Source organism: Streptomyces sp. NPDC000878 (assembly GCF_053599695.1).
On the sequence record NZ_JBSFMT010000015.1, the window covers coordinates 155,220 to 170,910 of the forward strand.

At 68.7% G+C, this 15,691-nt stretch carries 12 protein-coding genes; 5 read left to right on the forward strand and 7 right to left on the reverse strand.

All coding sequences use genetic code 11. The annotated features are described in order from the left end of the window. The first annotated feature begins 142 nt into the window (after nt 1-142). The 4 genes from rsmG to ACWDR4_RS16620 all read left to right on the forward strand — a co-directional run bounded on the left by rsmG (nt 143) and on the right by ACWDR4_RS16620 (nt 4,302). A complete protein-coding gene (gene rsmG / locus ACWDR4_RS16605) occupies nt 143-859 on the forward strand; it encodes a 16S rRNA (guanine(527)-N(7))-methyltransferase RsmG (RefSeq protein WP_450409066.1) in 717 nt (238 codons plus the stop codon). A 323-nt stretch (nt 860-1,182) separates the two neighbouring features. Further along, nucleotides 1,183-2,256, forward strand: a complete 1,074-nt coding sequence (locus ACWDR4_RS16610; RefSeq protein ID WP_450409097.1) for an AAA family ATPase — start codon at nt 1,183-1,185, stop codon at nt 2,254-2,256. Continuing rightward, nucleotides 2,253-3,353, forward strand: coding sequence for a ParB/RepB/Spo0J family partition protein (locus ACWDR4_RS16615; RefSeq protein WP_450409068.1), 1,101 nt, complete (start codon nt 2,253-2,255; stop codon nt 3,351-3,353). The genes ACWDR4_RS16610 and ACWDR4_RS16615 overlap by 4 nt, the downstream gene beginning before the upstream one ends. A 331-nt stretch (nt 3,354-3,684) precedes the next feature. Beyond that, nucleotides 3,685-4,302 (forward strand): GNAT family N-acetyltransferase, encoded by a 618-nt coding sequence (locus tag ACWDR4_RS16620; RefSeq protein ID WP_450409070.1) that lies wholly within the window; start codon nt 3,685-3,687, stop codon nt 4,300-4,302. 81 nt (nt 4,303-4,383) lie between these two features. On the opposite strand, the gene trxA is transcribed toward ACWDR4_RS16620, so the two are convergent. The 7 genes from trxA to ACWDR4_RS16655 all read right to left on the reverse strand — a co-directional run bounded on the left by trxA (nt 4,384) and on the right by ACWDR4_RS16655 (nt 13,980). Further along, nucleotides 4,384-4,716 carry a thioredoxin gene (gene trxA / locus ACWDR4_RS16625; protein ID WP_042163195.1) on the reverse strand — a complete coding sequence of 111 codons (333 nt, stop codon included), beginning with the start codon at nt 4,714-4,716 and terminating at the stop codon, nt 4,384-4,386. Nucleotides 4,717-4,758: 42 nt separating this feature from the next. After that, a complete protein-coding gene (trxB, locus tag ACWDR4_RS16630; protein ID WP_450409072.1) occupies nt 4,759-5,730 on the reverse strand; it encodes a thioredoxin-disulfide reductase in 972 nt (323 codons plus the stop codon). A 164-nt stretch (nt 5,731-5,894) separates the two neighbouring features. Further along, the gene (locus ACWDR4_RS16635) at nt 5,895-6,734 is read right to left on the reverse strand and encodes a hypothetical protein (protein ID WP_450409074.1); all 840 of its coding nucleotides are present in this window, start codon (nt 6,732-6,734) and stop codon (nt 5,895-5,897) included. After that, nucleotides 6,731-7,441 carry an RNA polymerase sigma factor SigM gene (gene sigM / locus ACWDR4_RS16640; RefSeq protein ID WP_450409076.1) on the reverse strand — a complete coding sequence of 237 codons (711 nt, stop codon included), beginning with the start codon at nt 7,439-7,441 and terminating at the stop codon, nt 6,731-6,733. Before sigM ends, ACWDR4_RS16635 begins: the two co-directional genes overlap by 4 nt. 23 nt (nt 7,442-7,464) lie before the next feature. Then, nucleotides 7,465-9,162, reverse strand: coding sequence for a protein kinase family protein (locus ACWDR4_RS16645; protein WP_450409077.1), 1,698 nt, complete (start codon nt 9,160-9,162; stop codon nt 7,465-7,467). 118 nt (nt 9,163-9,280) lie between these two features. Then, nucleotides 9,281-11,548 (reverse strand): murein biosynthesis integral membrane protein MurJ, encoded by a 2,268-nt coding sequence (gene murJ / locus ACWDR4_RS16650; protein WP_450409079.1) that lies wholly within the window; start codon nt 11,546-11,548, stop codon nt 9,281-9,283. A gap of 47 nt (nt 11,549-11,595) precedes the next feature. Further along, the gene (locus ACWDR4_RS16655) at nt 11,596-13,980 is read right to left on the reverse strand and encodes a DUF6049 family protein (protein WP_450409081.1); all 2,385 of its coding nucleotides are present in this window, start codon (nt 13,978-13,980) and stop codon (nt 11,596-11,598) included. Between the two features lie 219 nt (nt 13,981-14,199). Between ACWDR4_RS16655 and ACWDR4_RS16660 the strand changes: the two genes are divergently transcribed. After that, on the forward strand, nt 14,200-15,642 hold the full coding sequence (locus tag ACWDR4_RS16660; protein WP_450409083.1) for a CCA tRNA nucleotidyltransferase: 1,443 nt from the start codon (nt 14,200-14,202) through the stop codon (nt 15,640-15,642). Nucleotides 15,643-15,691 lie beyond the last annotated feature (49 nt).

Sequence of the window (15,691 nt, forward strand, 5' to 3'; positions counted from 1 at the left end):
CGGGGCCGAACTTTGTCAGCCTTGGTTCCCGGCAGCTGTTGGCCCCCTGTTCGTCCCCTTGTGGTCCTCGACAGCACCGGTCCCTGATAGTCCTGGTGATCAGCGCCCAGTGCGCTCATGCGGTACGGAAGGACGGTCCCCCGTGACGGAGGCAGCGGAGCTTCCCCCGGCGCCCGAGGAGGCGCGCGAGGTGTTCGGCGATCGCTTCGCGGACGCGGTCCGATACGCGGAGCTGCTCGCCGAGGCGGGTGTGCAGCGCGGTCTGATCGGGCCGCGTGAGGTGCCCCGCCTGTGGGAGCGGCACCTGTTGAACTGTGCGGTGCTCTCGGAGGTCGTGCCCGAGAACGTCACGGTGTGCGATGTCGGCTCGGGTGCCGGTCTGCCCGGTATTCCGCTGGCACTGGTCCGGGAGGACCTGAAGATCACGCTGCTCGAACCCCTGCTGCGCCGGACCAACTTCCTCACCGAGGTCGTCGAGCTGCTGGGCCTGGACCATGTGACGGTTGTCCGTGGGAGGGCCGAGGAGGTCATGGGGTCGCTTCAGCCGGTCCATGTGGTGACGGCGCGTGCCGTGGCTCCGCTGGACCGGCTGGCCACCTGGGGCATCCCGCTGCTGCGTCCGTACGGGGAGATGCTCGCGCTCAAGGGGGACACCGCGGAGGAGGAGCTGAAGGCTTCGTCCACCGCGCTGAGCAAGCTCGGGGCGGTCGAGACGTCCATCCTGCATGTGGGTGAGGGAGTGGTGGACCCGCTGTCCACCGTTGTGCGGGTCGTGGTCGGGGAGAGTCCCGGTGGGGTGCGGTTCGCGGCGAAGCGGGCCAAGGCTGCCCGGACGGGACGGACACGTCGTCGGCGCTGAGGGCGTCGGTGTGGAGAGCGTCGGCGTTGAGTCGGGAGTTTTTCGTCACGTTCGTTGATCCGCACTGACGACGAGCCTTACTCCACACAAGCTGTCAAACCTACACATCTCGGAGTGTCGCGCCACCGTGGCCCTCGCAGCTAGGCATCTTGTTTCACGTGAAACGTCGCTCACTGCTGCACGGCATCATCAGCCGCGGCCGGGCCGCGGCCGCCCCCCGCGACCGAAAGCCTCTCCGTTCACCCGGAGAGGTAACGGAGTTGTCCACAGAGGTGGATTTCTCCACAGAACACCAGGCCTCACTGGTTCGCGACCCCGAAGACATGGCAGGCTCTGTTCATTGCGAGCCTGAAGTCGAGGAGAGTGAATCCTTGCGGTCCAACGCCAACATCGCGGGACCGATGACCGATCCGGTCCCCGGTCCCCGAACCGAGTCGATTGGGGAGGATGTTTCACGTGAAACACCGCCCCCGATGGACGACACTCCCATCGGTCGTGCTGCCCAATTGGCGGTGGAGGCTCTGGGGCGGGCCGGCGAAGGCCTGCCACGGCCGGAGCAGACCCGCGTCATGGTGGTCGCCAACCAGAAGGGCGGAGTGGGGAAGACGACGACAACCGTCAACCTCGCCGCCTCGCTGGCCCTGCACGGGGCTCGCGTTCTGGTCGTGGACCTCGACCCTCAGGGCAACGCTTCCACGGCACTGGGGATCGACCATCACGCCGATGTTCCTTCTATCTATGACGTGTTGATCGACAGCAGGCCACTCTCGGAAGTCGTTCAGCCGGTCCCCGATGTCGAGGGCCTCTTCTGTGCACCCGCCACCATCGATCTCGCCGGTGCGGAGATCGAGCTGGTGTCACTGGTGGCACGAGAGAGCCGGCTTGAGCGTGCGATCCAGGCGTATGAACAGCCTCTGGACTACATCCTCATCGACTGCCCGCCCTCGCTCGGTCTGCTGACGGTCAACGCACTGGTCGCCGGCGCCGAGGTCCTCATCCCGATCCAGTGCGAGTACTACGCGCTGGAGGGACTGGGCCAGCTGCTGCGCAACGTCGATCTGGTACGGGCCCACCTCAACCCGGATCTGCATGTAACGACGATCCTGCTCACCATGTACGACGGCCGGACGCGTCTTGCGTCGCAGGTCGCGGACGAGGTGCGCAACCACTTCGGCGACGAGGTGCTGCGGACGAGCATTCCGCGCTCGGTCCGTATCTCCGAGGCGCCGAGCTACGGTCAGACGGTGCTCACCTACGATCCAGGATCGAGCGGTGCCCTGTCCTACCTTGAGGCAGCCCGGGAAATCGCGCTGAAGGGTGTCGGCGTCAGCTATGACGCGCAGCACGCCCATATCGGCGCACAGAGTGAACAGAGCCTCGTGGAGGGGATCCAGTGAGTGAGCGACGGAGGGGGTTGGGCCGTGGTCTCGGCGCACTGATCCCTGCTGCACCGACCGGAGACAGGCCGACGCCACCGGCGATGGGGGGTTCAGCCTCCACTTCACCGGCGGCGGTACCCGTACTCACCGCCGAGCGCGGAGTGGCCGCGGCGAAGGTGGCCACGCTGCCGCCTGTTTCACGTGAAACAGAGGACTTCTCCTCGAACGAATTCGGGGAGGCACCGGCGCCGCCCATCGGTGCTCACTTCGCCGAACTGCCCCTCGACTCCATCTCGCCGAACCCGCGTCAGCCGCGTGACGTGTTCGACGAGGACGCGTTGGCGGAGCTGGTCACCTCCATCAGGGAGGTCGGTCTCCTCCAGCCCGTCGTCGTACGGCAGGTGGGGCCCGCTCGCTACGAGCTCATCATGGGCGAGCGCCGCTTTCGGGCCTGCCGCGAAGCTGGCCTTGAGGCGATCCCGGCGATTGTCCGGGCCACGGAGGATGAGAAGCTCCTCCTGGACGCGCTGCTCGAGAACCTCCACCGGGCCCAGCTGAACCCGCTGGAAGAGGCGGCAGCCTACGACCAGTTGCTCCAGGACTTCCACTGCACGCACGACCAGCTGGCGGACCGGATCGGCCGTTCCCGTCCGCAGGTCTCCAACACCCTGCGGCTGCTGAAACTCTCGCCGGCGGTCCAGCGCCGTGTCGCCGCCGGAGTCCTCTCCGCCGGGCACGCCAGGGCGCTTCTCTCCGTGGACGACTCGGAGGAGCAGGACCGACTGGCCCACCGGATCGTGGCCGAGGGCCTCTCGGTGCGGGCCGTCGAGGAGATCGTGACCCTGATGGGCTCGCGGCCGAAGTCGGCTGCGCGTTCCAAGGGGCCGCGGGCGGGGGCCCTGGTGTCTCCGGCGCTGACCGATCTGGCGGGCCGCCTCTCGGACCGCTTCGAGACGCGGGTGAAGGTCGACCTCGGGCAGAAGAAGGGCAAGATCACCGTCGAGTTCGCCTCGATGGAGGATCTGGAGCGCATCCTCAGCAGCCTTGCCCCGGGCGAGGGGCCGGTCCTTCAGAAGAGCCTTCTGGACGACGACTCCGAGGACTCGGAGGACTGAGGCCTCGACCGGCCGGGCGGGTTTCCGCTCGTTCGGCGGTCGGAGCGGGCCGTGTTCCGGTGTGTACCGGGACACGGCCCGCTCTTTGCTTTCAGGCAGTATCGATGCAATCGCTTCGTGGATACGATGCGTTCGGGTATGGCGCATCCACCTGGCAGCACCTCTGAGTTGAGGAGGCGAGGGCCATGCGAACGGTGAGCCGCACCGGACTGGTGAGCGCGGGTCTGGGACTGGGCGCCGTCGGCGGGTTCGTCGGCAGTCTGCTCAGGGAACGGAGCGCTCTGACAGCCGCCCGCGACGCTGCGGGCGAGGGAAGCGAGGAACAGCCTTCATGGGGCGTCGGCTCGTACCGCTCACGCTGGACAACCTTCAGGACCTTCCCAAGCGCTGTCGTGCGTGTGTCTTCTGGGAGCTGGATCCCGTCAGCGGGGAAGCCGCGGTAAAGGCGGGCACGCCCGCGCTGGAGAAGGAGGCGTGGATCTCGGCCGTCCTGCTCGACTGGGGTTCCTGCGGCCGTGTCGTCTACGTCGACGACAACCCGGTGGGGTTCGTGCTCTACGCCCCTCCGGCCTACGTTCCCCGCGCCACGGCGTTTCCCACGAGCCCGGTCTCGCCGGACGCGGTGCAGCTGATGACCGCCTTCATCATGCCGGGCTACCAGGGGCAGGGACTGGGGCGCGTGATGGTGCAGACGGTCGCCAAGGACTTGCTGCGACGGGGCTTCAAGGCGATCGAGGCTTTCGGGGACGCCCGGTGGAAGGAGACGGCCTGCGTCCTGCCCGCCGACCATCTGCTTGCCGTGGGCTTCAAGACGGTGCGACCCCATCCCGTGCATCCGCGCCTCCGGCTGGAGTTGCGGACGACGCTCTCCTGGAAGGAAGACGTCGAGTTGGCGATCGACCGACTGCTGGGAGCAGTACAGAAGGAGCCGGTGCTTCGGCCGCTCTAGGAGCTGGGAAAAGACGAGTGGGCCGGTCCTTTCGGACCGGCCCACTGATGTTTCACGTGAAACATCGGCTGCTGCGTCGAACTACTCGGCGATGAAGTCCTCAAGGTCACGCACGATCGCGGCCTTCGGCTTGGCGCCGACGATGGTCTTGGCGACCTCGCCACCCTGGTAGACGTTCAGGGTCGGGATGGACATCACGCCGTACTTGGCGGCCGTACCCGGGTTCTCGTCGATGTTGAGCTTGACGACCTCGATCTTGTCGCCGTACTCGGCGGCGATCGCCTCAAGGGACGGCGCGATCTGACGGCACGGTCCGCACCAAGCGGCCCAGAAGTCCACCAGGACGGGCTTGTCGTTCTTGAGGACGTCCTCGTCGAAGGAGTCGTCGGTCACGTTCTTCAGGGTGCCGGCCACAGGGGGCTCCTTAATTCGATACTGCGGTGGGGCGGATGGGGGTCAGACAGAGGTCTTCTCGGGCTCGGCCTGCTCCTCGTTGTCCGCCAGGGCGGCGAGGAAGCGCTCGGCGTCCAGAGCCGAGGAGCAGCCGGTGCCAGAGGCGGTGATCGCCTGGCGGTAGGTGTGGTCGACCACGTCGCCGGCGCCGAAGACACCGCTCAGGTTGGTCCGGGTCGAGGGAGCTTCGACCTTCAGGTAGCCCTCTTCGTCGAGGTCCAGCTGGCCCTTGAAAAGCTCGGTGCGCGGGTCGTGGCCGATCGCGATGAACAGGCCGGTCACGGCCAGGTCGGACAGCTCGCCGGTCTTCAGGTTGCGTAGCTTCAGTCCGGAGAGCTTCGGGTCGCCCTGGATCTCGGCGACCTCGCTGTCCCAGACGAAGCGGATCTTCGGGTCGGCGAAGGCGCGCTCCTGCATCGCCTTGGAGGCGCGCAGGCTGTCCCGGCGGTGGACGATCGTCACCGACTTGGCGAAGCGGGAGAGGAAGGTCGCCTCCTCCATCGCGGTGTCGCCGCCGCCGATCACGGCGATGTCCTGGTCCTTGAAGAAGAAGCCGTCACACGTCGCGCACCAGGAGACACCGCGGCCGGACAGGGCGTCCTCGTTCGGCAGACCGAGCTTGCGGTGTTGCGAGCCGGTCGCGATGATGACGGCCTTCGCCCGGTGCACGGTGCCCGCGGTGTCCGTGACGGTCTTGATGTCACCCGTGAGGTCGACGGAGACAATGTCGTCCGCAACGAGTTCGGCACCGAAGCGCTCGGACTGGGCCCGCATGTTGTCCATGAGGTCGGGGCCCATGATGCCGTCCTGGAAGCCGGGGAAGTTCTCGACCTCGGTGGTGTTCATGAGCGCACCGCCGGCAGTGACGGCGCCCTCGAAGACCAGCGGCTTCAGCGACGCGCGTGCGGTATAGAGCGCCGCCGTGTAGCCGGCAGGCCCTGAGCCGATGATGATCACGTTACGGACGTCGCTCACGGCGTGTTTCCTCGTTTCTGGACGGCTTCGTCGACCGGTGGGAGCCTCTCTCAGAACTCTCACCCCACCCAACGGATCCTACGGGGCCCGCATTCCCGCTGTGTCCGGGCACACAGAGGCGCCACTCGGTACGGGATATCGCGGAGGGAGGAGGGTGTTCGCGCTCAGCGACGCGCGTAGGACTGCGTCAGCAGAACCTCTCCTGGAACCGACGGCTGCTTCACACAAGCCGAGTCGACGACGTAGGCGGTGACGCGGGTGTCGTCGTTTGCTGCGGGCAGCAGAACGAGGTACGCGTCCGTGCCGTTGTAGGTGCCTTCCTTGACCCCGAGGACGGATGCGCCCTTGCGGCCGATGCCCTTCATGACGCAGTCGGGCACTGTAGGCACGTTGAAGATGAGGCCATCGTGTTCGTTGGTCCCCGGCTCACTGGGATGGGACTCGATGCCCACTGACGGCCCTCCGCTGCGGGGGCTGTTCTTGACCTTGCCGCCTTTGAGGAGTTCCGCGACCTGGGTCTCGACCTTCTGCCCGGAGAACGTGCTCGCGGCCTCGGGCTGCTTGGAGTCGTCGCCCAGCGACGACACGAGCAGGGAGCCGAGTCCCAGGGCGGCAGCGGTGAAGACGGTGCTCAGGACAATGGTCCGGCGCCGCCCGCGTCGCGCACGGTCCTTCCGCCCCGGCCCGGTGGCCGCGTGAGCGTGACCCGTGGGACGGTCCGCGAGCCGGTCGGCGGGAGCCGATGTTTCACGTGAAACATCGGCCTCGGCGGCGAGCGCGGCGTCGAGGCGGTCGGCGATGTCGTCGGGCATGCGCACGGGGGCCGGCATGGTGCCGAGGAGGCCGCGGATCTCCTCCAGGGAGGTGTACACGTCGGTGCAGAGGACACACCCGTCCAGATGCCGTTCCACGTCTGCGGTCCGGGACGGTGTGAGCAGGCCTTCGGTGAGGTCGGAGATCTCCGTGACGTCCGGATGCCCGGCCGTGTCGGTCGTTGATGTCACGCTCGCCCACCTCCGCCCTTCACAGCAGTTGAATCGCTTGGCCCTGCATCCGTTGGTCCCGCTGCGGGTGGGACGGATGTCCCCTGCGCCCGGTTCCGTCCATCACCTGATTCCTTGCCGCCACCGGTGTTTTCCGGCCGCAGATGGGTGAGCAGCGGCAGCAGTCTGGCTCTGCCCCGGGCGCAGCGGCTCTTCACCGTCCCGGTGGGCACGTCGAGGACGCGGGCGGCCTCCGCGACCGGGTAGCCCTGCATGTCGACCAGGACGAGGGCGGCGCGCTGGTCGGGCGGAAGGGTGCCGAGGGCTTCGATGAGCTGGCGGTGCAGATCGTTGCGCTCGGCCGGGGCGGACGCCGACTCGTGCGGTTCGAGCAGTTGCTCCAGCCGTTCGGTGTCGTCGACCGGTGAGGTCTTGCGGGAGGCGGCCTTGCGGGCGCGGTCCAGGCAGGCGTTCACCGTGATGCGGTGCAGCCACGTCGTGACGGCCGACTGGCCGCGGAAGGTGTGGGCGGCCCGGTAGGCGGAGACGAGGGCGTCCTGGACGGCGTCAGCGGCCTCCTCGCGGTCCCCCAGCGTCCGCAGGGCCACCGCCCAGAGCCGGTCACGATGCCGACGCACGATCTCACCGAAGGCGTCGGGGTCACCTTCTACATGCCGGGCGAGAAGGTCCTGGTCGCTTGTGTCACCGTATGTGCTGCCATCTGCCATCGGACCCCCTCCCCCTTCACTTGTCAGCTGCTCACTTTGACGTCCACGATCCTGCCGCGGAACTGGCCGTCGTCCACCTGCTTCGGGAGATCGGTCAGCCAGACCAGAAGATAGCGAGACTTGAGGGACTTGGCAGGCTTGAGCGTCACACTCGCACCCGAGCCCTCGGCCACCTTGTTGTAATCGTCGAGGGATGTCGGCTCGGTACCGGTGTCCCCGGAGGCGGCGCGGAGTTCGACGGAAGTGTTACCGACGAAGGTGACGGTCACCTTTCCGACCTGCTGGACCTTGCCGAGATCGAGGATGACTCCGACGCCCGACTTCAACCGTCCGAAGTCGGAGCTGGTGTAGTAGCTCGTCTGCCAGTACGTGCCCGCAGCGGTGTCGTAGATCTTGTCTATGTCGTCCGGATTCTCGGATCCGTCCGCGCCGAGCGGGTCGAAGTCACGGGCACCCTCGATGGCGATCGGCTTGCTGACAGGCTTCGCCGGGCTCTTGTCTCCACCGTCCGTTGTCTGCGTCTGGTCGGTGTCCTCGGACTTGTTGCCCTGCTCGATGAGCGCGTCCGCCAGCTGCCAGCTGCCCAGGCCCAGCGCGGCGATCAGCAGCGCCGACACGGCCCACTTGAGCGCCTTGCCCGTACGGCTCTGCAGCGGGGGAGGCGGGTTGGGCAGGGGCTGTGTGGCACCCGGGCGGGGCGCCTGACGGCCGTACGAGCCCTGCTGGTACGTGGTGCGCTGGTACTCGGGCGGGGCCGTGAACACCGGCTCCGGCGGGCGGATGCGGGGCATCTCGCCGATCGCCTTGACCAGTTCCTCGGGCGTCGTGCACGCGGACTCGTGCCGCGAGGCGGTGGCGCCGTCGTTGGCGAGCGCGCGCATCGCGAGTTCCGACAGGCCGCGGTGGACTCCGGCCCGCACTTGGTCGGGTGCGATGAGGCCGACACCCTTGGGCAGCCCGGACAGGCCGTACGCGTCGCTCTCGTAGGGCCAGCGCTGGGTGAGGGCGGCGTACAGCAGGGCGCCGATCGCCTCCGTGTCCGTGCGCTGCGGGGTGTCGGAAGTGATGCCGCGCAGCGCGGCGTTGACCGCGAGGCCGCGCACGCGCCACTGGCCGGACGAACTCCGCAGGATGGTGCCCGGGGTCAGGCGCAGATGCGCGAGGCCCTCACGGTGGGCGGCAGCCATCGCGGAGGCGATCTGGCTGACCATCTGGTAGGCGTCGTGCGCCTCCAGCGGGCCGGCGGCCAGGAGCGCGGTCAGCTCCGTGGCGTCGGGCAGCCACTCGTGGACGACGTACACGAGGTCGTTCTCCTCGACGGCGTCGAGGACCTGCACGAAGCGGGGGTCGCCGAGCAGCGCCGAGGAGCGGGCCGCGGCCAGCACGGAACGCGCCCGTGAGTGGTCCGCGGGCAGGATGTGCACGCCGACGGCGCGACGAAGCTTCTCGTCGACCGCGCGCCAACTGCTGAATCCGTCCAGACGGGTGACGCACTCCTCCAGGCGGTATCGCTTGGCGAGTTTGTGTCCGCTGTGCAGTTCGGGCGGTGAGGCCTTTTCGGGACTCTCGGTCCCGCCGCTCCCCTGTGCCTCGTCGTTCTCCGTGTCCCGCTCCCGATTCTGGGCCACGCCGTCGGCCGTGGATTCGTCCGCCTGCGCGGTCAGCGGCTCGTCGCCGCTGTTGTCTGCCACGTCGACGGCAGCCGTGCTCCGTTCCGCCACCGTCGCTCCTGCCTCCCCATCCAATGCGAGCTTTCCGACGCCAAACCCAATTGTGCCCACAGTCCGCCGCTCTGCACGACACGCGGTGGCGGACGATGGTTGTGCGCGTGCCCTCGACTTACCGTCCCAGTCGCCCGCGCACCATACCCACCAACGAGTTGAGTTCCTCAATGCGCATACGGCGGGCGGCCACATAGAAGACGACGAGCAGGACGGCACCGCCGCCGAGCAGGGAGGCGAACGAGCCGCCGACGCCCTGGCCGAGAGTGTGGCCGATGCCGTAGCAGGCCGTGCCGCTGAGCAGCGCGGCCGGTACCGAGGCGATGCCCAGCCGGGCGTACGTCCGCAGGACACGGGTGCCGTCGAGGTCGCCGCCCAGCCGCTTGCGCAGCCGGTTCCAGGCGACGCCGACACCGATCGCGTACGCGAGGCCGTACGAGGCCGCCATGCCGACCACGGCCCAGCGGGACGGGAGTACGAAAAAGCAGAGGGCGGAGGCCGTCGCGTTGACGGCGGCCACGATCACCGTGTTGTAGAAGGGCGTGCGGGTGTCCTCGTACGCGTAGAAGGCGCGCAGGACGACGTACTGCACGGAGTAGGGGATCAGGCCGAGGGCGAAGGCCATCAGCATGAAGCCCATGTTGGTGGCCTCGGTGGTGCCCGAGGAGCCGAAGATCAGGGTGCACATCGGGATGCCGAGGGCCACGAAGCCGAAGGCGATGGGCACGATCGCGACGGCGGTGGTGCGCAGGCCCTGGGAGATGTCGTCGCGGACCGCGCCGGCGTCGCCCTCGTGGGCGGAGCGGGCCAGCCGGGGCAGCAGGGCCGCCATCAGGGAGACCGTGATGATGGCCTGGGGCAGGCCCCAGACGAGCTGGGCGTTGGCGTAGGCCGCGAAGCCGGTGCCCTGGACCTTGGGGTTCTCGCCCGCGGCGGCGGTGGCCAGCTGGGTGACGACGAGGGCGCCCGCCTGGTTGGCGAGGACGAACAAGATCGTCCACTTGGCGAGCATCGCGGCCTTGCCGAGGCCGTGGCCCTTCCAGTCGAAGCGCAGCCGCATCCGGAAGCCGGTCTCGCGCAGATACGGGATCATCGCCAGGGCCTGTACTACGAGGCCGAGCAGCACGCCGATGCCGAGGAGCCGCTGGCCCTCCGGCGGGATGGTGGTGACGCCCATGCCGGAGTCCGCCGCGCTGCCGTACACCCAGATGAACATGCCGAGGGTCACGATGATGACGACGTTGTTCAGGACCGGCGTCCACATCATCGCGCCGAACTTGCCGCGCGCGTTGAGGATCTGGCCCATCACGACGTGGATGCCCATGAAGAAGATCGTGGGCAGGAAGTAGCGGGTGAAGGTGACGGCGACCTCGTTGGCGGCCGGGTCGTCGGCGATCTTGACCGACAGGGCGCGCACCAGCAGGGGGGCCGCGAGGACCGCGAGTGCGGTGAGCGTGCCGAGGGCCACCATGACGAGGGTCAGCAGGCGGTTGGCGTACGCCTCGCCGCCGTCGTCGTCCTCCTTCATGGCGCGCACGAGCTGCGGCACGAAGACGGAGTTGAGGCCGCCGCCCACGGTCAGGATGTAGATCATGGTGGGCAGCTGATAGGCGACCTGGAAGGAGTCGCCCAGCATGCCGAGGCCGAGGGCCGACACGATCAGCGCGGAGCGGATGAAGCCGGTGAGGCGGGAGACCATCGTGCCCGCCGCCATGACGGCGCTCGACTTCAGCAGCCCCGCGGCGCGACCGCTCTTCTTGGGGGCCGCCGGTGCCGCGGCGGGGGCGGGCGCTGTTCTGGGGGTGAGCTGCATCGTGGCGTCGGATGCCGGGGTCTGCGCCTGCGGCGCGGGGCCGTGGCCCGGGGTGGGCGAGGGGGACGGGCCGGGCACCGCCGGAGGCTCCATGGGCTGCTGTCCGCCGCCCTGCTGCTGGTCCCGGAAGAGATGAGCGAAGGCGTCCGGCTCGTGCCGTTCCTCCCCGGCCTGGGTCACCAGGGCGTCGACACCCACGTACTGGGTGGTGCGGGGGTCGTCGCCGTACGGCAGGTACTGCGTGGCTCCGTCCGGCTCGGGAGCCGGGGTCTGGGCCCAGACCTGGGGGTCGGGGGCGTTCGGCGACGGGGCGGGCTGTCCGTAGAGCGGGGGCTGCGGCTGATACGTCCCGGGGGGCGGCGGAGGGTGCGCGGCGCGGTCGTAGAGCGCCTCGGCCACCGGGTCCTGGGCGGAGAGGTCCTGCGCCCGGTACGGATCCTGGGTGTAGGCGTCCTGGAGGTACATGTCGGCGGGGGGCTGCGCCGGCACCTGGCCGTGCTCGGGCGGCGGACCCTCGGGGTGGCCCGAGTCGCCCGCGCCCTGACCGCGGTCACCGTCGTACGGCGCGTTCATGGTTACCCCACCTCATCGTTCACCGGGCCCACCGGCCACGACATCGCTCAACGGTCCACTCTCTCACCCGTCCCGGACGGGTCTGCGCTTTCCGGTGCGGTGTCCGGCGTCGGGTCACTCGGCTGCTCCGGGGCGTCTGCCCGCAACGCTGTGTCCGACTCCCCCTGAGGACGGTTCTCGGGGCTGGCGTGGTTCTCGTCGTTCCTGTCGGTGCCGTCGTCCTCGTCCGTGGCCGCGTCCTCGGATCCGTGGCCGGACTCCTCGGGGCGCCGGGCGGCGGCGCGCTTGCGCTGGGTGTACATGCGCAGGCCGGCGAGTACGAGCAGCAGGAAGCCGCCGCCGATGACCAGCATCACCATGGCCGTGAACTCGGTGACCTTCACGTCGAAGGTGACGGCCGGTCCGTACTTCTGGCCGTCCTTCGTGTACAGCTGGGCGATCACCGTGACCGGGCCGTTGGCGTTGGACGACGTGGTGAACTTCACCGACTGGCTGTGCCCGCCGGAGACCTCGACAGGCTGTTCCTGGTAGTCCTCGCCACCGATCTTGAGCCGCGTCGGGTTCGTCGACGTGACCCGCAGTACGAGGTTGTCGACGGGCTGGACGAGGTTGTTCTGGACGGTCACCGGGATCGTGGCGCTGCCGCCGGATAGCTTCGTCTCGGACTTCTCGATCAGCTTGACCTGGTCGGTCAGATCGTCGAGGTACGACTCCACGCCCTTGCGGAAGCTGTCCGCCGCGCCGGACCGGCCGCGCCAGGACGTGGCCATCTCACGGTTGATGGCCCGCCCGAAGGGGGTCTCCACGCGGGTCCGGTCGGTGAGGATGATCTTGAAGTTGTCGAGCTTGTCCTGCGTGGTCGCGATCTGCGCGAAGGCCGACTGCGGCAACTGGTGCCTGCGCAGTGTGGCGGGGTACGAGGACGCCGAGGGCACCTTGGTGGTGGCGCCCGGGTCCGGCTTCGTGTCGGCGGTCGCGGTGAGGTCCTGCGACTGGGACCAGTTCGCGTTCTGGAGGGCGGTGACCGCCTCCGCCATCGTCTGGGCCTGGCTCGTGGACGGCATGCGCTGCGGGGCGACGACGACGGTGCGCTGCTTGTTGGTCTGGAGGGTGGTCGTGAGGCTCTGGGCGAGGAACTTCTGCACCGCGAGCGTGGAGCCGTCGGCGTTCGTCATGTCGCCCTGGAAGGCCGTGGACAGCCGTGTGTCAGCGACCACCGCCGTGGTGCCGCCGCCGACGGGGCGGGCGGCGGAGGGCGTGTACGGGAGGTCGCCGGTCTCCTTGAGGCTGTCGCTGCGCGCGATCACCTTGTCGGCGCCCGCCGAGGTGGCGATCTTGACGATCGACGGGTCGATGGCGCCGTTCACCGGCCAGGCGAAGTCGGTGCTCGGTGTGACGTGGAGGATCGTCTCCACCGTGCTGGCGGCGACATCCGTGGCGCTCTTGAGGTGGCTCAGCGTGCCGGTGACGTTCTTGCCGTTGTGTGCGATGGAGGCGAGGTCGGGGTCGGCGAAGGGGAGGGCGACGACCTCCTTGCCCTCGACCGCGTCCTGGAGCTCGGCTAGCCACTGCATGGCGACCGCCCGACCGGTGCCGGGTGTACTGGTGCCGTCGGCGCCCTGGACGCCGTAGGTGCCGATCATCGCGTCGACGGAGGCCAGCAGGTCGGGGTCGATCACCCAGGTGACGTCGAGGTCCTTGCCCAGGGTGAGCAACTGGTCCAGGCGTCCGCCCGGGGAGATCTCCGTGGCGAGGTCGTCGTTGAGGAAGACGGGTGTCTGCTGCTCGCCCGGGCCGGTCTCGGCCGTCATGTGGACCGTGGAGATCAGCGGCCACAGATACGTCGTCCGCGTCCTGGTGTCCGCCTCCTCGGGCTGCCACGGCAGGAACGTCCGCTGGATCCCGAGCACCTGCTCGTACGGTTCCGTGGCGGTCTCGCCGGACAGCGAGACACCGAACTGGTAGACGCCGTCCTGGCCGAGGTCCAGCTTGTCGACCGGTACGGAGATGGTGAACGGCTGGGAGACGCCCGGAGTGAGCTTCGAGAACTTCTCGACGTACTTCCCGCCGATCTCCGTCCCGTCGGCTCCCGGTACGTAGTCGGTGCGCGCGGCGACGTCGTCGATCCCCGAGCGGGTGGTCAGGAGCTGTCCGACACGCAGGTCCACGTGGGCGTCGGTGACGGTCCGCTTGCCCTTGTTGGTCACCGTGCCGGACACGGTCAGCGTGTCCCCGTCCGTGGGGGCGCTGGGGGTGAGTGTGTCGACGGAGACGACCACCGGGTCCGACCCGGCGGCGTATGCCGGCTGGCCGACGGGGAGCTGGAGGAGACCGGCCAGCAGGGGCGCCCCCGTGAGCAGCACTCCGGCCCGCCGGAACCACCGGCGCGCGGGAGAGGGAGTCAGCCCCGGGAAGTCTGCCGGCTCGGCCACGCGTTCGCCCGTCCCTAGTCGTCAGTGGTCGTCGGAATGTGCGTCCACGCATGGTAACGATGCGCGCTGAGGGTAAGTGCCGCGGACTGCTCCACAAGATCGTGGAACACCGTCCGGCTGTCCTCTATGTGCGTGTATTGATGGAGGAGTCCCCGGTGGCGTGCGTGGACGTTTTATGAAGGCGCGGGCCGTCGCCCGGGCCACGTACCCTTTTCTGTTGTGCCGAACGCCAACGAAGACACCTCCAGCGCCCCGAGCCAGGGGCAGCGCCACGCGGTCAGTGAACTGCTGCGGATCGCCCCTGTCGCAGACGATCTCGCCCGCCGGTTCCAGGGGGCCGGGTTCTCCCTCGCCCTGGTCGGCGGCTCCGTCCGGGACGCGCTGCTGGGGCGGGTCGACAACGACCTGGACTTCACGACCGACGCCCGTCCCGAGGACGTACTGAAGATCGTGCGGCCCTGGGCTGACGCGGTGTGGGAGGTCGGGATCGCCTTCGGGACGGTCGGGGCCCAGAAGGACGGCTACCAGGTCGAGGTGACCACCTATCGGTCGGAGGCGTACGACCGGACCTCGCGCAAGCCCGAGGTGTCGTACGGCGACTCCATCGAGGAGGACCTCGTCCGGCGCGACTTCACGGTGAACGCGATGGCCGTGGCGCTGCCGGAGAAGGTGTTCATCGATCCGCACGGCGGACTTGAGGACCTCGCGGCGCGTGTGCTGCGTACCCCCGGCACACCCGAGGCGTCCTTCTCGGACGACCCGCTGCGGATGATGCGGGCCGCGCGGTTCGCCGCCCAGCTCGACTTCGAGGTGGCCCCCGAGGTCGTCACCGCCATGACCGAGATGGCCGGGCGTATCGAGATCGTCTCGGCCGAGCGGGTGCGGGACGAGCTGAACAAGCTGGTCCTGTCCGCGCACCCCCGCAAGGGCCTGACGCTGCTGGTGGACACCGGCCTCGCCGATCACGTACTGCCCGAGCTGCCGGCCCTGCGCCTGGAGCGCGACGAGCACCACCGGCACAAGGACGTCTACGAGCACACACTGATCGTCCTGGAGCAGGCGATCGAGCTGGAGCAGGACGGTCCCGACCTCGTCCTGCGCCTTGCCGCGCTGCTGCATGACATCGGCAAGCCGCGTACGCGTCGCTTCGAGGAGGACGGGCGGGTCTCGTTCCATCACCACGAGGTGGTCGGGGCGAAGATGACCAAGAAGCGGATGACGGCGCTGAAGTACTCCAACGAGCTGGTGAAGGACGTCTCACGTCTGGTTGAACTCCACCTGCGTTTCCACGGGTACGGCACCGGAGAGTGGACGGACTCGGCGGTCCGCCGTTACGTCCGGGACGCGGGCCCTCTCCTCGACCGCCTCCACAAGCTGACCCGCTCGGACTGCACCACGCGGAACAAGCGCAGGGCCACGGCACTCTCGCGTGCGTACGACGGCCTGGAGGAGCGCATTGCTCAGCTCCAGGAGCAGGAGGAGCTGGACTCGATCCGTCCCGACCTCGACGGCAACCAGATCATGGAGATCCTGGGCGTCGGGCCCGGGCCGGCGATCGGGCAGGCGTACAAGTTCCTGCTGGAACTGCGGCTGGAGAACGGGCCGATGGGGCAGGAGGCGGCGGTGGCGGCACTGAAGGAGTGGTGGGCCGAGCAGGGCTGAGGCCGTGAAACGGCGGTGATGTTTCACGTGAAACATCACCCCCCGTACG